The organism is Methylocaldum sp. (assembly GCF_035627495.1).
Classification (GTDB): domain Bacteria; phylum Pseudomonadota; class Gammaproteobacteria; order Methylococcales; family Methylococcaceae; genus Methylocaldum.
This window is the reverse complement of sequence record NZ_DASPLO010000154.1, coordinates 1-18,455: the sequence shown is the minus strand read 5'-3', so window position 1 is coordinate 18,455 and position 18,455 is coordinate 1. Positions and strand designations below refer to the sequence as shown.

General features: G+C 58.9%; 18 protein-coding genes. 15 read left to right on the top strand and 3 right to left on the bottom strand.

Features of this window, described 5'->3' with window-relative positions; genetic code table 11:
- Nucleotides 1-415 precede the first annotated feature (415 nt).
- The 6 genes from VEB01_RS13025 to VEB01_RS13000 all read left to right on the top strand — a co-directional run bounded on the left by VEB01_RS13025 (nucleotide 416) and on the right by VEB01_RS13000 (nucleotide 4,500).
- A complete protein-coding gene (locus tag VEB01_RS13025) occupies nucleotides 416-1,171 on the top strand; it encodes a BON domain-containing protein (RefSeq protein ID WP_324876105.1) in 756 nt (251 codons plus the stop codon).
- Nucleotides 1,172-1,189: 18 nt separating this feature from the next.
- On the top strand, nucleotides 1,190-1,705 hold the full coding sequence (locus VEB01_RS13020; RefSeq protein WP_324876103.1) for a type 1 glutamine amidotransferase domain-containing protein: 516 nt from the start codon (nucleotides 1,190-1,192) through the stop codon (nucleotides 1,703-1,705).
- Between the two features lie 29 nt (nucleotides 1,706-1,734).
- Nucleotides 1,735-1,932: a hypothetical protein gene (locus VEB01_RS13015; RefSeq protein ID WP_324876101.1), complete on the top strand. Its 198-nt coding sequence runs from the start codon at nucleotides 1,735-1,737 to the stop codon at nucleotides 1,930-1,932.
- 236 nt (nucleotides 1,933-2,168) lie between these two features.
- Complete coding sequence (locus VEB01_RS13010) at nucleotides 2,169-2,825, top strand: phosphoribosyltransferase (protein WP_324876100.1); 657 nt, start codon at nucleotides 2,169-2,171, stop codon at nucleotides 2,823-2,825.
- A gap of 29 nt (nucleotides 2,826-2,854) precedes the next feature.
- The gene (locus tag VEB01_RS13005) at nucleotides 2,855-3,520 is read left to right on the top strand and encodes a dienelactone hydrolase family protein (protein WP_324876098.1); all 666 of its coding nucleotides are present in this window, start codon (nucleotides 2,855-2,857) and stop codon (nucleotides 3,518-3,520) included.
- A complete protein-coding gene (locus tag VEB01_RS13000) occupies nucleotides 3,517-4,500 on the top strand; it encodes a ribose-phosphate diphosphokinase (RefSeq protein ID WP_324876096.1) in 984 nt (327 codons plus the stop codon). The genes VEB01_RS13005 and VEB01_RS13000 overlap by 4 nt, the downstream gene beginning before the upstream one ends.
- 203 nt (nucleotides 4,501-4,703) lie before the next feature.
- Here the strand turns inward: VEB01_RS13000 and VEB01_RS12995 are convergent, their stop codons facing one another.
- Nucleotides 4,704-4,934 carry a hypothetical protein gene (locus VEB01_RS12995; RefSeq protein WP_324876094.1) on the bottom strand — a complete coding sequence of 77 codons (231 nt, stop codon included), beginning with the start codon at nucleotides 4,932-4,934 and terminating at the stop codon, nucleotides 4,704-4,706.
- Between the two features lie 159 nt (nucleotides 4,935-5,093).
- Complete coding sequence (locus VEB01_RS12990; RefSeq protein WP_324876092.1) at nucleotides 5,094-6,833, bottom strand: phosphohexomutase domain-containing protein; 1,740 nt, start codon at nucleotides 6,831-6,833, stop codon at nucleotides 5,094-5,096.
- Between the two features lie 353 nt (nucleotides 6,834-7,186).
- Here VEB01_RS12990 and VEB01_RS12985 point away from each other — a divergent pair, with 353 nt between their 5' ends.
- Both VEB01_RS12985 and VEB01_RS12980 read left to right on the top strand, forming a co-directional pair.
- Complete coding sequence (locus VEB01_RS12985; protein WP_324876090.1) at nucleotides 7,187-7,651, top strand: thermonuclease family protein; 465 nt, start codon at nucleotides 7,187-7,189, stop codon at nucleotides 7,649-7,651.
- Between the two features lie 132 nt (nucleotides 7,652-7,783).
- Entirely contained in the window at nucleotides 7,784-9,037 is a 1,254-nt protein-coding gene (locus VEB01_RS12980; protein ID WP_324876088.1) for a cysteine desulfurase-like protein, read from the top strand.
- 119 nt (nucleotides 9,038-9,156) lie between these two features.
- Here VEB01_RS12980 and VEB01_RS12975 read toward each other — a convergent pair whose 3' ends face one another.
- Entirely contained in the window at nucleotides 9,157-9,828 is a 672-nt protein-coding gene (locus tag VEB01_RS12975) for a 2OG-Fe dioxygenase family protein (RefSeq protein ID WP_324876086.1), read from the bottom strand.
- Nucleotides 9,829-10,144: 316 nt separating this feature from the next.
- Here VEB01_RS12975 and VEB01_RS12970 point away from each other — a divergent pair, with 316 nt between their 5' ends.
- The 7 genes from VEB01_RS12970 (at nucleotide 10,145) to VEB01_RS12940 (ending at nucleotide 18,157) form a co-directional block, all read left to right on the top strand.
- Nucleotides 10,145-10,390: a hypothetical protein gene (locus VEB01_RS12970; RefSeq protein WP_324876084.1), complete on the top strand. Its 246-nt coding sequence runs from the start codon at nucleotides 10,145-10,147 to the stop codon at nucleotides 10,388-10,390.
- A 150-nt stretch (nucleotides 10,391-10,540) separates the two neighbouring features.
- On the top strand, nucleotides 10,541-12,094 hold the full coding sequence (locus tag VEB01_RS12965) for a type I restriction-modification system subunit M (RefSeq protein ID WP_324876082.1): 1,554 nt from the start codon (nucleotides 10,541-10,543) through the stop codon (nucleotides 12,092-12,094).
- The gene (locus VEB01_RS12960) at nucleotides 12,091-13,485 is read left to right on the top strand and encodes a restriction endonuclease subunit S (protein WP_324876080.1); all 1,395 of its coding nucleotides are present in this window, start codon (nucleotides 12,091-12,093) and stop codon (nucleotides 13,483-13,485) included. Before VEB01_RS12965 ends, VEB01_RS12960 begins: the two co-directional genes overlap by 4 nt.
- An 866-nt stretch (nucleotides 13,486-14,351) precedes the next feature.
- A complete protein-coding gene (locus VEB01_RS12955; protein WP_324876079.1) occupies nucleotides 14,352-14,624 on the top strand; it encodes a type II toxin-antitoxin system prevent-host-death family antitoxin in 273 nt (90 codons plus the stop codon).
- Nucleotides 14,614-14,889: a type II toxin-antitoxin system RelE/ParE family toxin gene (locus VEB01_RS12950; protein ID WP_324876077.1), complete on the top strand. Its 276-nt coding sequence runs from the start codon at nucleotides 14,614-14,616 to the stop codon at nucleotides 14,887-14,889. Before VEB01_RS12955 ends, VEB01_RS12950 begins: the two co-directional genes overlap by 11 nt.
- The gene (locus VEB01_RS12945) at nucleotides 14,886-17,846 is read left to right on the top strand and encodes a type I restriction endonuclease subunit R (protein WP_324876075.1); all 2,961 of its coding nucleotides are present in this window, start codon (nucleotides 14,886-14,888) and stop codon (nucleotides 17,844-17,846) included. The genes VEB01_RS12950 and VEB01_RS12945 overlap by 4 nt, the downstream gene beginning before the upstream one ends.
- Entirely contained in the window at nucleotides 17,843-18,157 is a 315-nt protein-coding gene (locus VEB01_RS12940) for a M48 metallopeptidase family protein (protein ID WP_324876073.1), read from the top strand. Before VEB01_RS12945 ends, VEB01_RS12940 begins: the two co-directional genes overlap by 4 nt.
- Nucleotides 18,158-18,455 lie beyond the last annotated feature (298 nt).

Sequence of the window (18,455 nt, the reverse complement as noted above, 5' to 3'; positions counted from 1 at the left end):
CCTTGGGCTGCAACGGATCGAGAAGAAATGGACCATGCCGATCCAGGATTGGAAGCGGGCTTTGAACCACTTCGTGATCCTGCTGGGCGATCGCGTCACCCTATGAACTAATCCCAGTTACACACTTAACTTGACACCCCCGGTCCCCGATTAAGCTGGGATTCCGCAAAGCTGCATCCCAGCCTACGAACTCGGCATTGGCCGAACAGTTCAGCTTCAACCCGTATCGGCTGCCGTTGAGCCGCGGCGCCATACCTATCCACCGGCCGGATACCCGAACCATCCATCGCCCACCCTGCTCATTCAGGTGACACCTTTTTCATTTAGGCGACAGTTCCATGCAACTCCCTTCTTGGAGACAAGTCTCATTAGTCAAGCAAGTGCGCAGCATGGATTCACTTCCGAGGAGGACACCATGAAACGGAACTCGGCACTCTATGGCGCGGCCTTGGGCGCCACGTTGATGTATCTCTTGGATCCCGATCGCGGCCGGTATCGCCGCGCCCTCGTCCGCGATCAGGCGGCGAGTGGCGTGCATCGTCTCGCCGATGCTTTCGAGGTGGCCCTGCGCGACCTCCGGAATCGCTCGGTCGGAGTGGTTTCAGAGCTCAACTCGTGGCTGACGGCGGGTCCGGCACCCGATGAGGTGTTGGTCGACCGGATACGCTCCAACATCGGACGGGTGGTCTCCCATCCCAAAGTCATCGGCGTCAAGGTTCAAGACGGTTTCGTGACGCTGTCCGGTCCGGTGCTGGCCCACGAGCATAAAGCGGTCTACCGGTGCGTGTTGTCGACACGCGGCGTCAGGGGCGTGGACGATCGGCTCGAGGTGCATGAGACCGCGGAGCAGATCCCGGAACTTCAGGGCGGAGTTCCGCGCCGCCGGGTACGGCCCGATATCCTGCAGGAGAACTGGGCTCCGGCCACCCGGCTGATCGCCGGCGCCACGGGGAGCACTCTGGCGATCAATGCCCTCCGGCACGCGAGTCCGCTCACGGCCGCTTTGGGTCTGGCGGGTTCCACCTTGTTCCTGCGGGCGCTGACCAACCGATCGCTCCCGCGGAGGTCCGGCGTCGCCCAAGGCCAGCGTACCGCGGCGATCCAGACGCCCCACCCGGAGACCGGAAACATCCCACGGGCCACCCCTGAACAGGAGGAAGCGCTCCATTAGGTAAAAGCGGTAAGTGCCATGAAAGCCCTCATTCTCAGCACCGATCGTTTCGAAGATGCCGAACTCCTCGTGCCGTATTACCGGCTGAAAGAAGACGGGATTCCGGTCGAGATCGCTTCCGACAAGACCGGGAAGATCGTCGGCAAGCACGGCTATGAGGTGGCGGTCGACAAGACACTGGCAGACATCACCCCGGAGGACTACGACATCCTCATTCTTCCCGGCGGCAAAGCTCCGGCCGCGCTGCGGCAGGAACCCTCGGCCTTGGCGATCGCCAAATCATTCATGCAGCGCCATCGGCCGGTGGCCGCCATTTGCCATGGTCCGCAGATCTTGATCTCGGCCGGCGTGCTGCAAAACCGGCATGCCACCTGTTATCGCGCCGTGGCCGAGGAAATGAAGGAAGCCGGCGCCCGCTATGAAGACCGAGAGGTCGTCGTCGACGATAACCTGGTGACATCGAGACAACCCGCCGACCTCCCGGCGTTCATGCGGGAATTCATGAAACTCCTGAAAAGTTCGTCTTCTCGTTGAAATGAAAACCATCGAAAACAGAGGAAACCATGAGTACCGAACACGCTCGTCTGCAGGAACTCCAAGCGCAATTGGAGGTATGGCAAGCGGAACTCGACCAGTTGGAAGCTTGGCCCATAACACGGCTTGAGCAAAAAGAACGGATCGAAGCGCTACGGGCAAAACTGCAGGCGGGGATGGAACAACTGAGCGAGTGGCGTGACGGCCGCCGCCTGGAAATACCTTAAGGAAGCTCTGATTAAGTCCTTCGACAGGCTCAGGACGAACGGTAACGTATTGATTCCGTTCGTGGTGAGCTTGTCGAACCATGAACGGAATCCACTTGTTCAGAGCCTCCTTAAGGCAGATCCGCCGGAGAGCAGGAACCAAACAGGACTATTGCGCTATCGGTGAATCCGCCGTGTTTTCTCTCTCGCTTTCGAGAGAGGGGGTAAAGCCGAAATAGCCAATCGAAGAGATCGTTATGGAAATACTTTTCGAAAACCGCACCGACGCCGGGCGCCGATTGGCGCAAGCCTTGGGCGCTTATGCCGGCCGTTCCGACCTGATCGTGCTCGCCCTGCCCCGCGGGGGGGTACCGGTGGCGTACGAAGTCGCCCGTACTCTGAATGCGCCTTTGGACCTCTTGATCGTGCGCAAGTTGGGCACGCCCGGCAATGAAGAGTTGGCGATGGGCGCGATCGCCAGCGGAGGCGTCTCCGTGCTGAACCGGGAGGTGGTGTCGGGATACCGGATCAGCGACGCAACCATCGAGGCGGCCACCGCGAAAGAGCGGCGGGAATTGGAGCGTCGCGAACGCCTTTATCGCGGCGATCGCCCGTATCCCAATCTCGAGAACCGCTGCATCATCGTGGTGGACGACGGCATCGCCACCGGAGCGACCATGCGGGCCGGCCTCGCGGCCCTGCGCCAACGAAACCCGGCCCGCACCGTGGTCGCCGTGCCGCTGGCGCCGGTGGAAACGGTGGCACACTTGCGCACCGAAGCCGACGATGTCGTCTGCCTGACTACTCCCATGCCGTTTTTCGCTGTCGGCCAGGGATACCGGGATTTTCCCCAGACTTCCGATGACGAGGTCCGGGAACTCCTGGCCCGCGCCTGGGGCGAAGCACCGGATTAAACAGGCTTCATTGACAGAGAGATAAGGATATGGATCGCAGCAAACCCTCGGATTCCATCGAATTCCCGGCAGGCCCGGCCGGCGTCTCGCTGTCCGGCTCGCTGTTCATGCCGGACCGGTCCCTCGGTCTCGTGGTCTTTGCTCACGGCAGCGGAAGCAGCCGGTTCAGCCCGCGCAACCGCGCCGTGGCCGATTTCCTCAATCGCGCCGACCTCGCCACGCTGCTGTTCGATCTCTTGACCGCCGAGGAAAACGACGTCGACCAATACACCCGCCAATTCCGATTCGACATCGGCCTCCTGACCGAGCGACTGGTGGGCGCGATCGATTGGGTCAGCCGTTACGAAGTGACTATCGGGCTCCCTATCGGACTGTTCGGCGCCAGCACCGGCGCCGCGGCGGCGCTCCGGGCGGCGGCTGAACGCCCCGAGCAGGTCGCTGCCGTGGTTTCGCGGGGCGGCCGGCCGGATCTGGCGGAGGAGCGATTGCCCGAAGTTCGGGCGCCCACGCTCCTGATCGTCGGCGGCGACGACGACGTAGTCATCGAACTCAACCGTCTGGCGGCCGAGCGCCTGAATGCCGTGCACCAGCTCGAGATCGTCCCCGGCGCGACCCATTTGTTCGAGGAACCCGGCACGCTGGAGCGGGTGGAGGAACTCGCCCGCGACTGGTTCTTGAGGTATTTCCGCCGATGAACCGCGGCCCGCTTCGGTTGTTCGCCCTGAGCGAAAGCCGCGAGCTGGGGGAGAATATCGGCCGCGCGATGGGCTCGGCTCTGGCCGAGGTCGACGAGAAGGACTTCGAGGACGGCGAACACAAGGCGTATCCGGCGGAGAACGTCCGGGGCTACGACGTATTCGTGGTGCAATCGCTGTACGACGAGCCCGGCAAGAGCGTCAACGACAAGCTGTGCCGACTGTGGTTCTTCATCGGCGCGCTGAAGGATGCGTCCGCCGCATGCGTGACCGCGGTCGTGCCGTACCTGGCTTATGCGCGGGCCGACCGGAAAACCCGGCCCCGCGAGCCGGTCACCCTCCGCTATGTGGCGCAACTGTTCGAGGCGGCGGGCGCGGACCGCGTCATCACGCTCGACGTGCACGATCTGGCGGCCTTTCAGAATGCCTTCCGCTGCCGGACCGATCATCTCGAAGCCGGGAAGCTTTTGATCGAGCATTTCGCGTCGCGGCTCCAAGGCGAGGTGGCCGTGGTCTCGCCCGACGTGGGCGGGCTGAAACGCGCGGAGAGCTTCCGCCGCAGGCTGGCCCGGCGGCTCGGCGCCAGCGTCGGCAGCGCCCTCATGGAAAAATACCGCAGCGATGAAACGGTGAGCGGTGCGATTCTGGCGGGAAATGTGCGCGGCAAAACGGCCCTCATCGTCGACGATCTGATCAGTACCGGCGGCACCGTGGCGCGCGCCGCCCGCGTCTGCCGCGAACAGGGTGCCGTAGCCGTGCACGTCGCCGCAACCCACGGGCTGTTCGTTGGCGAGGCCGCGGACGTCGTGGCCGATCCCGCCCTGGACAGCCTAGCGATCACCGACAGCGTTCCGCCCTTCCGGCTTCCTCCGGAACCGGCACACACCAAGCTGACGCTCATCCCGATCGCCCCGCTGTTCGCGGAAGCCATCCGGCAGATCCGCATCGGCGGTTCCGTCAGCGGGTTGATGGAAGATTGAGAGGGCGGAGCGCCCAAATGCCGGGAACGGCTATCTCCCTTTCGACGGGCTCAGGACAGGCTTATCCCGGCCTACAAAAGCTACATCGATTGAATGAGGCGTTATCGTAGATACCGGAATAAGCGTCAGCGTTTCCGGCATTTGGATACTGACGAAGCTTTCGTAGCAAGGCCCGAGCGGGATCGATCAGTCCGAATCCCGAATCAATGTTTGCCGCCTTTATGGCCGCCTTTGCGCATCGGCTCGTGATCTTCCTCCTTTCCGCGACCGCTTCCACCCGGTTTTTTACCGCCGCCGTGAACTTTGTTCACCGTGGCCCAAGCGCGACGCTCGGCTTCCTCTTCGGAGACCCCGCGCGACTCGTAACCCTCCTCGATATGCTGTGCCTGCCGCTTCTGCTTATCGGTGTACTTTTCTTTATTTCCTCTGGCCATGGCCTGTGTCCTCTACATCGCTGTTGATCCTGGAATCAGTCGAACCTTTGTGGACCTTAGACCCGCGCGGGGATCACGAGTTTGGCCGATACGATGAATATGGTAGCGGCGCCGGTCGCGAACGAGGCGGCTCTATTGGCGGCACGAAAACGAAGCTCATCAGCGCACCCGCTGCTCCAAGCGGCGCAGAATGCCGTCGGGTTCAGCCACCGCCGTGCTGGCGATGGCATCCGCGCGCGCCTGGGTATCCGCAACCGCGTAAATCCGCAGTTCGTCGGCGTTGCCGGAAGGCCGCAGATGGGCCACGTCCCCGTTGTCAAAGCGGATGCGCACGCCATCGATAAAGTTGAGGGCGGTAATGGCACCGAATCCCAGATCCGCTGTAAAGAAACCCGCCAGTTCCTGCCGAATCGCTTCGAGCGCCCGAAGCTCCGTATCCTTGGCTTCGAGTTTCCGGCCCTCCGTGCTCAGCACCGAGGTGCCGCCGGGCGAGAACTGCGCTTCGCCGACGTTCCGATTGGCGGGCGAGAATCGCCTGACGATTTCGAGGCCGACCGGCCTTGGGAACTGCTTGAGCAGTGCGGCGCGGCTGTAGCGTTTGGGCAGCGAAGCGAACAGTTCGGTCAGCCTGAGTCCCTGCTCGCGGCCGGCACGGAGCACCGTGAGGATGGGCAGGACCGCGTCCCGCGTGGGCAGCACCTTGAGGGTCTTGCCGTTTCTGAGGATGTCTGAGCCGGTCAGAAACCCGCCGTTGGCTTCCCAGCCGCAGATCGCCCGCTTGCCGCGAGCGCGCGCGGCCTCCATGCCGGCGATGACGAACGGCGAGCCGATACGCGTCTTGGGCTCGGTGATGTCCTTGAGCTTGCCCCGGTCGATGGCGTCGTTGCAGCTGATCGGCACGACCACGGCATCCGCCCCGAGGTATTCCGCCGCGATCATCCCCACCAGATCGCCCCCGAAAAAGCGCACGGCGGAGGTTTCGGCATCCACGCCGAGAATCAGCGGCCGATCGCTGTCGCCGTCGGTGGAGACGACGGCATCAATCCGACCGTGCTGCGCGACGGCTTCGTCGAATAGTGTCTGGATGGCCGCCAGTTGTTCCGCGTCGATGTTTTCGGTGTCGATGGGGACGAAGGTTTCGCTGCGGCCGGCGACGACGACCTCGGCGCCTAGCCTGCGCAGAATCTCGACCAGAAGATCCCGCCCGACCGCCGAATGCTGGTAGACCAGGAGGCGCAGTCCTTCTAGCGACGCGTCGCCGAAGAAGTCCGTGTAGCGCCGAATATACGCGACAGCGGCCTCGCCGCTTTCGACGGAGAGTTCGAGATGGCCTGCCTTGAAAAGGCCGTGCTCATCGAACAGCGAATCCGCAAAAGGCTGGCCGTAGAGTCTCGCCCGCACCTCCCGCACCTTTTCATTGATGGGTTGCTCATGATGTTTCAGCAATTCCCCGCGCGAGGTGTTGGTCTTGTAGCCGTTGCGGTCGAACGGGATGTGGCTGCCCGTCACCATGATGCTGCCCTTGCCCCGCGACACGGCATAGCACGTCAGCGCGGGCGTCGGGATGCGGCCCAGGTTCATCGGCTTCATGCCGGCGGTACGGATGGCGCACTCGATGGCCTGGGCAAGCTCCCCGCGCCGGGGTTCCCCATCGATGAAACGGCTGGAACTGGGGCGCAGATCGTAAGCGAAAAAGAATTCCTCGCCGCGCACGATGCCACCCTCGGCAAGCGGCAGCGACTGCAGGTATTCGAGCTCCGCGAGGGCATTGACGAAGACTTCCAACTGGCTGAGGTGAACCAGCAGGCCGCGGCGGCCGCTGGTTCCGAACTGTAGAGCTTGCGGTTCATGCGCCAGCCGGGAATGGAGCGTATCTATTTGAGTCGTATCGGGTGTCATGAGTTGTACTTCGCGTGCATCCAAAGTCAAGAATAACAGGAATGTATACCTTCCCCCGTTTTCCGCCTCGTTGAACCGAAGGCTGCATTAAAGGTACAGCACCGTGTGCGGATATGTATTTCCTCGTATTTTCGTATCGACAGTCCTCGCTTCAACTGCCCATGGGCAAATTCTCCTCATTTCTTTCGGTTACGTCATGCCTTATAACGGCAATCGCGCAGTTCGCGGCATAGGGGAGCGCCTGAGCGGGTCTTTTGAGAGTTATGCGCGAAAGCTGTCGGTGCGGCGTAAAACGAATCGTGGTCCAGGAGAGTCCAAGAAACGCCTGAACGGGAAAAGACACTTGAAAAGTCATGCGCATCTCGGGGCTCGTAAAGCTTTTCGTCCTTATGGCGGTATCGTTCGCCGCATCGGCGAATCGCCTCAACAGTTACGCGTTCGTCAATGACGACGGCTCCTTGAGAATTAGAGGGCAAATCGTTCGGCTATATGGCCTGTCCATTCCACCGACCGCGCGGATCTGCTGGACGTTCATTCGGCCGATCCAGTGCGCGCCCCGCGCGAGCCTGGCCCTGGATTTGAAGATCGGAACCCGGTTCGTCGATTGCGAGACCCTAGCGAAAAACGCGGACGGCTCGCTGACGGCCGTCTGCCGCGTGAACGGTGAAGATCTCGGTGCCTGGATGCTCGCTCAAGGGTGGGCTTTGGCGCTACCCGATGCCCCCGTGGAATATCTCCAATTGGAAGGCATCGCCCGGCAACGGGGCGTGGGAGTATGGGGAATTCCGGTAGACCGCGTTCACCCGCTCGACCGCTAGACGGCCGCTGGTCATTGGCCGGCGCTGTTTGTGTTAACCTGTCCGGGGCCAAGATCTCAGATCAGAGAGAATCCGATTGGGTTCAGCTCTGACCCAATCGATGGATCGACCGTATCGACACAGGAGTCCGTTATGGCGTCTTTTGATCTCGAATGGATACGCTCCCAATTCCCGGCACTCTCTCAAAAAATCGGCGGCTATCGCCCCGTTTTCTTCGATGGACCGGGAGGAACCCAAGTGCCCGGATCGGTGATCGATGCGATGAGCCGCTATCTGACAACATCGAATGCCAATGCGCATGGCGCTTTTGCCACGAGCCGGCGGACCGATGAGCTGATTGCCGCGACTCGCACCGCAGTCGCGGACTTCTTGGGGTGCGATCACGATGAAGTGATCTTCGGCGCCAACATGACCACCCTCACCTTCGCCTTTAGCCGCGCCATAGGTCGCACCTTGAAACCCGGCGACGAAATCATCGTGACGCGGCTCGACCACTATGCCAACGTTTCCCCCTGGTATGCGCTGGAAGAAGTTGGCGTAGTGGTCCGTATGGTCGACATCAATGTGGAAGACTGCACGCTCGATATGAGCGATCTGGAGCGGCAACTTAACGATCGAACCCGGCTGGTGGCCATCGGCTATGCCTCCAACGCCGTCGGCACCATCAACGACGTTGCGGCTGCGGTGCGCCTAGCCCGTGCGGCTGGCGCCCTGGTCTTCGTCGACGCGGTCCATTACGCACCACACGGTCCGATCGATGTGCGCAGCCTTGATTGCGATTTTCTCAGTTGTTCCGCCTACAAATTTTTTGGTCCGCATGTAGGTGTCTTATTCGGCAAACGGGAGCATCTCGCCCGCTTTCACCCTTATAAAGCGCAGCCCGCCCCGGAAGAAATCCCGTCGCGCTGGGAAACCGGAACCCTGAATCACGAGGGTCTGGCGGGGCTGATGGCGACGATCGACTACTTGGCGGAACTCGGGCGGCGCGTCTCGCCCTCGGTTGAAAACCGCCGCATCGCCTTAATAGCGGCGATGGAGGCAAGCCGGGAGTACGAGCGTCATTTGAGCGAACGCTTGATTCCTAGCCTGTTGCAGATACCCGGCCTGACCCTTTATGGCATAAGGGATGCAGCGCGCTTCAACTGGCGGACGCCCACCGTTGCGGTAAGGCTCAAAGGTCAAACGCCTTACGCAACCGCCAAACAATTAGGCGATCGCGGTATTTATACCTGGCATGGCAATTTCTACGCGCTTGGCCTCAGTGAGAGATTGGGCGTCGAATCGAGCGGCGGCTTCCTGCGAATCGGGCTTTTAGCCTATAACACCGACGACGAGATCGATTATCTCTTAACGGCGCTGGATGAGACTAACGCCGCTTCAGCTTGAGGTGTCGAAGCGGCGTGTTCCGGTTTTTCCATTCGAAAAGCGATCGTGGGATGCGGTGAACGAACCGCATCCTACAAAAAACGTCCATCGATAATCCAAAACCGACTTGCTCTTATAAGTCAGTGTTCCATTAACAAGCTTGGAGAAGTCAGAACAAAAACATCCCGGCTGCCATCGCTCTCGGTAACAGGCTGAATGGGGCTGGTATAGTGGAAGAATTTCCGGTCATTAATTAACAAAAGATCTCCGGGATATAGGATTTTGTTGAAAACAGCACTATCCGTTTTGTTTTTGTACAGATGTGTTTCTCCGCCTTGGATGTTTTTTCGATCGATAGAATAGATACAGACAAAATCGGCACCATCGCTATGGATGCCTTCAGGCGCCGGGTTTCCGAAATTATCCAGCGAGCACGTGGTCCGGATCTGATGAACGCCTATTTCAGCACCTAAATCGAGGTCGCAAAAGTCTCGGAATACTGATAAGAGACTTTTGAACATCTCGAAGTTTACAAGTTTCTCATCGAGCTCTGAAAACTCTCTTTTTATACCGCCAACCAAGGGATTATATTCTTTGGGTTGAAAAAGATAGCCGTGTGGCATTTTGATTATTCCATCTCTGGAAACCTTGAACCGCGATAGCCTTCTCAGGCGATAATTGCCTTCGATGTAAGGGTCTACGGGAAGATTGCTAAAGAATGGCTCAAAAGCCTCCGGATTTATGGCGTTTTCCGTCCGCATGACAAACAGAAAACCGAATTCAAATCCAGTCGATCCAAATACTTTTTGCATAGGGCACGCTCTCCATGAGAATGAGGTCTCCCGGTTTATTTTTATGAATTACCGATGACGGTTATGTCATCGTGGAATAGACCAGAGCGCTTACCGTTTTATAGTATGGAATAAGACCGTGATATTTCGATTCACATTGACGCGATCAAACCGGGAGATACTCTCATATAAGAATTGCAACCATAAGGTTACAAACTTCAATTCATACCTGGTAATAGACCAGGCAACAGAACCTATGAAATTTGACCTCTAAAAGTCATAGAAGTTGCAGATCACACGGGGGTTAAAAGAACAGGAGATACCGGCTGCCACGAGCATGAATCAAAGCGTGTCCTCGATTAAGAAAAGCCTGAACAAATCTGAATCGAGCGGCACCGAAAGTATTAGGGGAACTCTGAACAAGTGGATTTCGTTCATGCCCTTCGGCAAGCTCAGGAGAGCGTTCGATAAACTCACCACCAACGAAATCAATCGATTGCCGTTCGTCCTGAGCCTGTCGAAGGACTTAATCAGAGCCTCCTTAGGCAATCGGCTGCTTCGCGTTGCTTTGCGACAAATCTGACCGACGAACTCAAGCCAGCCCCGCGAACACCGTGTTTCGCTGGCACGTAAGGCATATTCCCGCCGTTCTTCAACCAAGTTCGGATAGAATTCGGCGCGGACAAAATAACCGCGTGCCCCGCCACAAGCTACAACACCGCCTAAAGTCACAATGCCCGAACCTACCGACAAATCCCTGGAGTCCTGGATCTGGGACGCCGCCTGTTCCATCCGCGGCGCCAAGGACGCCGCGAAGTACAAGGACTTCATCCTCCCGCTCATCTTCACCAAGCGATTATGCGACGTCTTCGACGACGAGCTGAACCGCATCGCCCGGGAAATCGGCTCGCGGGCCAAGGCGTTCAAGCTGGTGAAACACGACAAGAAATTGGTGCGCTTCTATTTGCCGCTGGAGCCCGAGAACCCGGACGACACCGTCTGGTCGGTGGTCCGCACCCTGTCGGACCGGATCGGCGAACAGCTCACCACCTACCTCCGCGCCATCGCCGACGCCAACCCGCTGCTCAAGGGCATCATCGACCGCGTGGATTTCAATGCCACCACCCACGGCCAGCGCGACCTCGACGACGACCGCTTGTCCAATCTCATCGAAGCGATCAGCGCCAAGCGGCTGGGCCTCTCCGACGTGGAGCCCGACATCATCGGCCGGAGCTACGAATACCTGATCCGCAAATTCGCCGAAGGCTCGGGCCAGAGCGCCGGCGAGTTCTACACCCCCGCCGAAGTCGGCCTGGTCATGGCGCACATCATGGACATCGAGCCCGGCATGGACGTGTACGACCCCTGCTGCGGGTCCGCGGGACTTCTCATCAAATGCGAGCTGGTGCTGCAGGAGACGATGGACCGGCGCCTGCGCCGAAATTTCGCCCCCGCCAAACTCTACGGCCAGGAAAACGAGCCCGGCACCTGGGCCATGGCCAACATGAACACGATCATCCACGACATGGAAGGCAAAATTGAGATCGGCGACACCTTCCGCAGGCCCAAATTCCGCCTGGGCAACCGCCTGCAAACCTTCGACCGCGTGGTGGCCAACCCCATGTGGAACCAGAACGAGTTCAAGGAAAAGGACTACGACGCGGACGAACTGGACCGCTTCCCGAAAGGCGCCGGCTACCCCGGCGGCAAGGCCGACTGGGGCTGGATGCAGCACATCCTCGCCAGCCTAAAGCCCAGCGGCCGCGCCGCCGTGGTGCTGGACACCGGCGCGGCTTCGCGCGGCTCGGGCAACGCCAATTCGAATAAGGAAAAGGACGTGCGCCGCTGGTTCGTGGACCGGGACCTCATCGAAGGCGTCATCTACCTGCCGGAAAACCTGTTCTACAACACCACCGCGCCCGGCATCATCATCGTGCTCGACCGGGCCAAGCCGATCCAGCGCCAGGGCCGGCTGTTCCTGCTCAACGCCAGCCGCGACTTCGTCAAGGGCGACCCGAAGAACTACATTCCGGAAGACGCCATCGCCCGCATTGCCGAAACCTTCCGCCACTGGCAGGAAGTGGACAAATATTCCCGTATCGTCAGCCGCGAGGAAATCGCCAAGAACGACTACAACATCTCGCCGAGCCGGTACATCCACACCGGCGAGGGCGAGGAGTACCGGCCGATTGGCGAGATAGTCGAGGAACTGGAGGCGCTGGAAGAGGAGGCAAACGCAACAAGTAAAAACCTCAAGCTGATTCTAGAAAGGTTGCTTGTCGCATGACTGACGGAAACATCGAATCGATTAGCAATCTACCCGACTCCTGGTCGTTGGTACGTTTAGGCGATATTGCCAAGTCGAAAAGTGGTTTCGGTTTCCCTATTACAAAGCAAGGAAAGAAGGATGGAGAGTTTCCATTCTTCAAGGTTTCAGACATGAACTTGCTGGGAAACGAGAAATTCATGCTCACCAGCAATAACTGGATCGATTCCCTGACTCTGAAGGAGCTGAAGGCGAAAACATTTCCAAAATCGGCAATCGTATTTCCGAAGATTGGAGCAGCGCTTTTAACAAATAAAAAGCGAATTCTGGTACGTGATTCTGTTATCGATAACAACGTGATGGCGGTTGTGGTTAATGATGAAAGTGAATGCCTCCCAAACTATCTTTACCAATGGTTTCTCACTTTAGACTTGGGACGGATTGCCAACCCCGGAACGGTTCCGTCATTGACGGCGCGAAGAGTCGAAGAAATGAAACTCCCACTCCCACCATTTTCCGAGCAGATCAAGATTGCGGGAATTTTGAGTCTGGTACAGCAAGCTATCGAGCAACAGGAGAGGCTGCTTCAACTCACCGCCGAACTGAAAAAGACGCTCCTCCACCAACTCTTCACCCAGGGCCTGCACGGCGAACTGCAAAAACAAACCGAAATCGGGCTTGTACCGGAGAGTTGGGCGGCTACAACTCTTGGAGAGCTGGCGTGCAAGCCAAACGGTTTCCTCCAGACTGGACCTTTCGGCAGTCAATTGCACAAGCAGGACTATCAACCCGACGGTATCGGCGTAATAAACCCAACTCACCTTTCGGGGAATCGAATCAACCATGAGCATGTGCCGCGAGTCAGCCTGGAAACAGCTGCCCGCCTGAACAGACACCTTCTTCAAGCTGGAGATATCTTGTTCGCACGCCGAGGAGAAATCGGCAGACATGGCATGGTAACGAAAGACGAAGAGAATTGGCTTTGTGGCACCGGCTGCTTCCTCGCTCGGGTTCGCCAAAAACATATTGACAATCGGTTTTTGTCACACCAATTTTCCACCCAAGGAGCTATTGCTTGGCTTAATAGCCATGCAGCGGGTGCAATCATGCCGAATCTCAATAACCGTGTGCTTCGTTCGATGCCAATCTTTTATCCATCGAGAGCAACCCAAGTGGAGATCGCTAATACCCTCGATGCCGTTGAACAAAAGCTGGCGATTAACCAACGCAAACGCGCCACCCTCACCGACCTCTTCCGCACGCTCCTGCACCAGCTTATGACCGCGCAGATTCGGGTCCACGACATTGATATGCCGGACATCGGCCAATCCGAGAGCCGCGCTGTGCCGAGCGATTTCACCGCCGCCTTCCGTAGCTCTCCAACCAAGGGCGAGATCCTGGCGGAAAGCTAGAGCATTTTCTGATGTATGGGGTTCGGTATTGCCCCGTCATGGCGCGCCCGAGCATCGCCGCCTGGAGCCGGACCAGCCCATAGGGGCGCGGCAGGAAGCCGCGCGGCGACAGAGGGCCAAGGATGGCCCTTCTGTCGTCCCCGGCTCCAGGCGGCGACGCGCAGGATCAGCGCGCCATCCGGGTGCCGTTTCTTTTGGTTACTTTTCTTTGGGCAAGCAAAGAAAAGTAACTCGCCCGCAGGGCGAGACCCGCATTCAAAAAATCGCCGCCAACGGCGGCTTCCTTTTTCTTTACAGGATGGTAGGCCGGGATAAGGCGTCAGCGTTCCCGGCGCTCGACGGACGAAAACGCCGGAAACGCTGACGCTTATTCCGGCCTACATGCCTCGCTTTTGGGTGTGGGAGGGCGTCCCCATCCACGCCGCTAAACCGTGATAAAAAACGCTATAAACCGCCGGGCACTGCGCCGCGGTCAAAGGCGACGACAACCAGCCGGGACTTACGCGTTTGCCCCTTTCTCCCCCTGGGAGAAGGAGGGATGAGGGGATCAAAATAAGGATTTCTTCCTAACAAATTCCCTATTTGTCAGGTAAGAGACGGAAGGTCGAAGAAAGCAATCTTTGATTCCCCTCACCCTAGCCCTCTCCCGCGAGGAGAGGGAACTTCTGTAGATACTTACGCCCTCTGGGAGAGGGAGCAAGATCGGCGACTTACGAGGATGTATAGATACCCATGCCCGGAGGGAGCGGGAAGCGGCGAAGGGCAGGGAGCAACGTGCGCAGATCGGGGGGCGTTGGTTTGAGCCAGCGGTAAAGCACTCCTATAATCGCGTTATCAATCGCACGATTAATGTCCCGGAGCATCACATGCCTTCAATCACAGCCAACGATCTAAAAACCAAAGGGGTTTCCGCACTCGAAACAGCCCTGGAGGGCCAGGACGAAGCAATCATCAGCGTGCGCGGCAAACCGCGCTATGTGGTGATGGATATCGAGCATTACGAGCAGTTGCGCGAGGCGGAGATTTTCGCGGCCTGGCAGGAAGTCCGGGCGGAGGTGGCGAAAGGCGGCTACGTTGCCGAATCGGCGGAAGAGCATATCTCGCGCCTCAAAAAGGAACTGCCCCCGGATGCCGTATAAGCTGCTGTTTCCGGCCTCCTATCAAAAGCGGGAAACAGCCTTCCTGAAACGGCACCCCGATTTGCGGGAGCGCTATTACAAAACGCTGATGTTGCTGGAACAAGACCCTTTCCATCCTTCGCTGCGCCTGCATCCCCTTCAGGGAAAGCTGGCCGGGCTGCACTCGGCGTCGATATCCATGCAGTACCGGATTACCCTGGAGCTGGAAGTTCGAGGCCAGGAAATCATTTTGATCAACGTCGGCAGCCACGGCGAAATCTATTGAGCCCCAAAGCCCCCACCGAACACAAAACCGTCCAGTCCCGCATTCTCGCCTACGCGGAGGACATCGGCTGGCGCTACGTGCCGCGCGCCGAAGCGGAAAGGAGGCGGCGCTTCGATCCCGAAGGCGCCACGCCGGAGGAACGCGCCCGGCCGGCTTCGCTCTATTTCGGCGACGTGCTCCATGCCCAGGTGCTCGCCTTCAACCCGAAATATCCATCCGCCGAGGGCGCGCTGATCGGCGAGTTCCAGCGGCTGACGGCGGATATCGCCGGCAACCGGGATTTCCTTCTGTTTCTGCGCAATCAGGGCAAGTTCTACTGCGCCGAGGAGAAGCGGGAACTGGACCTTCAGCTGGTCGATTACCGCGACCTGGACCGCCCGCAGGGAGAGTGGCGCAACGTCTACGAGGTGACCGAGGAGTTCTACGTTCATAACGGCCGTTACGGCACGCGGGAGGACGTGGTTTTTCTCGTCAACGGCATGCCGGTGCTGGTGGTCGAGTGCAAAAACGCCACCAAGGACGAAGCCATCGCGCTGGGCGTGGACCAGCTCCGCCGCTATCACGAGGAGACACCCGAAGTCATGGTGCCGGAGATGCTGTTCACCGCGACCGAGGCCATCGGTTTCGCCTATGGGGTGACCTGGAACACGGTGCGGCGCAACATCTTCCGCTGGAAGAGCGAGGAGATCGGCAACCTGGAAGCCAAGGTGAAGAGCTTCTGCGCCGTGCCGCATCTGCTGCGCTTCCTCAGGGATTTCATCCTGTTCGCCGAGAAGGAAGAGGAGCTTCAAAAATTTATCCTGCGCCAGCATCAAACCGTCGCGGTGGATAAGGTGGTGGCCCGCGCGTTGGACGGCCGGCGCTCGCGCGGCCTGGTCTGGCACACCCAGGGCAGCGGCAAGACCTACACCATGATCAAGGCCGCCGAAATGCTGTTCAAGGCCAATGCGGCGCAAAAACCCACCGTGCTGCTGATGATCGACCGCAACGAGCTGGAAGATCAGATGCTCAAGAACCTGGCTTCGCTGGGCCTCGGCAACGTCGCCCACGCCGATCGCATCGGCACGCTCAACCGGCTGCTGGACGAGAAGGGCCAGGACTACCGCGGCATCGTGGTGACCATGATCCACAAGTTCCGCGACATGCCCGCCAATCTGAACACCCGCAAAAACATCTTCGTGCTCATCGACGAGGCGCACCGCACCACCGGCGGCGATCTCGGCAATTTCCTGATGGCGGGCCTGCCGAACGCCAGCTTCATCGGCTTCACCGGCACGCCGGTGGATAAGACGGCTTACGGCCGGGGGACGTTCAAGACCTTCGGCTGCGAGGACGATCAAGGATATCTCCACAAATATTCCATCGCCGAGAGCATCGAAGACGGCACCACACTGCCCCTTTACTACAACCTGGCGCCCAACGAAATGCGGGTGCCTCACGAGATCATGGAAAAGGAATTTCTCGCCCTGGCCGAAACCGAAGGCATCGCCGATATCGAGGAGCTGAACCGGATTCTCGAACGGGCGGTGAACCTGAAGAATTTCCTCAAGGGCAAGGACCGAGTGCCGAAGGTGGCGCGCTTCGTCGCCGGCCATTTCCGGGAAAACGTCGAGCCTTTGGGCTACAAGGCGTTCCTTGTGGCGGTGGACCGCGAGGCCTGCGTTTTCTACAAGGAAGCGCTCGACCGGATTTTGCCTCCGGAATATTCCGAAATCATCTTCACCGGCAACAACAACGACGCGGCTCACCTGAAGCGCTGGCATTTGGACGACAAGAAGGAAAAGCAGATCCGCAAGAACTTCACCAGGCCGGGCGAGTGGCCGAAGATTCTGATCGTCACCGAAAAGCTGCTGACCGGCTTCGACGCCCCCATCCTCTACGCCTTGTACCTGGACAAGCCCATGCGCGACCACACGCTGCTCCAGGCCATCGCGCGGGTAAACCGGCCTTACGAAAACGAAGCGGCCGAAATGGTGAAGCCGCACGGTTTCGTGCTGGATTTCGTCGGCATCTTCGACAAGCTGGAAAAGGCCCTGGCCTTCGATAGCGATGAGGTCAACGCCATCGTCAAGGATTTAGGGCTGCTGAAACAGCTGTTCAAGGCGAAGATGGAAACCAAGGCCCCGGAGTATCTGGCGCTGATCGGCCGGAAGTTCGACGACAAGGACGTGGACAACCTGATCGAGCATTTCCGCGACAAGGAGCGGCGCAAGGAGTTCTTCAAGGAGTACAAGGAAATCGAGATGCTCTACGAGATCATCTCGCCGGACGCCTTTCTGCGCCCGTTCATGGACGACTACACGACCCTGTCGGCCATCTACGCCGTGGTACGGAATGCCTACGCCCGAAAGGTCTACGTGGACAAGGCCTTCCAGAAGAAGACCAATGCGCTGGTGAGGGAGCATATCGGCGCGCTGATGGTCGCGGAACCGCCGGGCGACTACCTGGCCATCGACAAATCCACCATCGATGCCATCAAGCAGCGCGAAGACGGCAATGCCACCAAGGTGATCAATCTGGTCAAATCCATCGAGAAAACCGCCGAGGAAAACAGCGACGATCCTTTTCTGGTGGCTTTATCCGAAAGGGCCAGGGCCGTTCAGGAGAGTTTCGAGAATCGGCAAACCACCACCGCCGAGGCGCTGGCGGAACTGCTCCAAGCCATCGAGCGGAACGAACGGCGGAAGCAGGAACAGGCCGTCAAGGGCGTGGATGCGCTGACCTATTTCGTGCTCTGCAAGCTCACGGACGACGGCATTCCGAACCCGGAGACCGCCAGCCGCAAGGTGGCGGAAGCCTTCGTCAAATATCCCAACTGGCGGCGCAGCGAGGCGGAACTCCGCGAAGTGCGCAAGCAGGCGACCTTCGCCCTGTTCGCCGAAGAGGACGACATGGAAAAGGTCACCGCCACGGTGGACGCCTTGTTCACCCTTCTGCAAAAGAGCTTCCGCCGATGAACACCTGGCGCAACAAGGAGGAATTCAAGTGCCGCGTGCATGAATGGGCCGACAAGCTGGGCGTCAAGGTCCAATCACTGGGCGTGCGGCCCATGCGCGGCAAATGGGCCTCCTGCTCCACCAACGGCAACCTGAACTTCAACACCGAACTGCTGGAACTGGATCGGGCGCTCGGCGATTACGTGATCGTCCATGAACTGCTGCATTTCTCGGTCCCGAATCACGGCAAGCTCTGGAAAAGCCTGATGCGGGCACACTTGGGCGATTACGAACGCTATGAAGGCGAACTGAGGAAGCTTGCCGGTCAGTAAACCGAAACCGCTTTATTCCAAATCGCTTTCAATCAGGAATTAATTTTGCAGGGTGGGTTAGGCCGCGAGGCCGTAACCCACCGAGCGGCCTCGAATCGGTGGGTTACGCTCCGCTAACCCACCCTACGATTAATGTTCACTCGAATGCCGAATGGACTTAGTCAGCCCTGAAGTATTTCTAACACACTGACACATATACGGATTCGTTGCATATTGGCTGGTACAATTTGCAAGAAAACCAGTCATTTGATTTCGATTTCTTGCAAATTCGGGTGGGTTGCATGAAGCCAAGAGAGCC

Coding starts and splice junctions, on each gene's coding strand:
- VEB01_RS13025 (WP_324876105.1), top strand. CDS start 416: ATGAAACGGAACTCGGCACTCTATGGCGCGGCCTTGGGCGCCACGTTG.
- VEB01_RS13020 (WP_324876103.1), top strand. CDS start 1,190: ATGAAAGCCCTCATTCTCAGCACCGATCGTTTCGAAGATGCCGAACTC.
- VEB01_RS13015 (WP_324876101.1), top strand. CDS start 1,735: ATGAGTACCGAACACGCTCGTCTGCAGGAACTCCAAGCGCAATTGGAG.
- VEB01_RS13010 (WP_324876100.1), top strand. CDS start 2,169: ATGGAAATACTTTTCGAAAACCGCACCGACGCCGGGCGCCGATTGGCG.
- VEB01_RS13005 (WP_324876098.1), top strand. CDS start 2,855: ATGGATCGCAGCAAACCCTCGGATTCCATCGAATTCCCGGCAGGCCCG.
- VEB01_RS13000 (WP_324876096.1), top strand. CDS start 3,517: ATGAACCGCGGCCCGCTTCGGTTGTTCGCCCTGAGCGAAAGCCGCGAG.
- VEB01_RS12995 (WP_324876094.1), bottom strand. CDS start 4,934: ATGGCCAGAGGAAATAAAGAAAAGTACACCGATAAGCAGAAGCGGCAG.
- VEB01_RS12990 (WP_324876092.1), bottom strand. CDS start 6,833: ATGACACCCGATACGACTCAAATAGATACGCTCCATTCCCGGCTGGCG.
- VEB01_RS12985 (WP_324876090.1), top strand. CDS start 7,187: ATGCGCATCTCGGGGCTCGTAAAGCTTTTCGTCCTTATGGCGGTATCG.
- VEB01_RS12980 (WP_324876088.1), top strand. CDS start 7,784: ATGGCGTCTTTTGATCTCGAATGGATACGCTCCCAATTCCCGGCACTC.
- VEB01_RS12975 (WP_324876086.1), bottom strand. CDS start 9,828: ATGCAAAAAGTATTTGGATCGACTGGATTTGAATTCGGTTTTCTGTTT.
- VEB01_RS12970 (WP_324876084.1), top strand. CDS start 10,145: ATGAATCAAAGCGTGTCCTCGATTAAGAAAAGCCTGAACAAATCTGAA.
- VEB01_RS12965 (WP_324876082.1), top strand. CDS start 10,541: ATGCCCGAACCTACCGACAAATCCCTGGAGTCCTGGATCTGGGACGCC.
- VEB01_RS12960 (WP_324876080.1), top strand. CDS start 12,091: ATGACTGACGGAAACATCGAATCGATTAGCAATCTACCCGACTCCTGG.
- VEB01_RS12955 (WP_324876079.1), top strand. CDS start 14,352: ATGCCTTCAATCACAGCCAACGATCTAAAAACCAAAGGGGTTTCCGCA.
- VEB01_RS12950 (WP_324876077.1), top strand. CDS start 14,614: ATGCCGTATAAGCTGCTGTTTCCGGCCTCCTATCAAAAGCGGGAAACA.
- VEB01_RS12940 (WP_324876073.1), top strand. CDS start 17,843: ATGAACACCTGGCGCAACAAGGAGGAATTCAAGTGCCGCGTGCATGAA.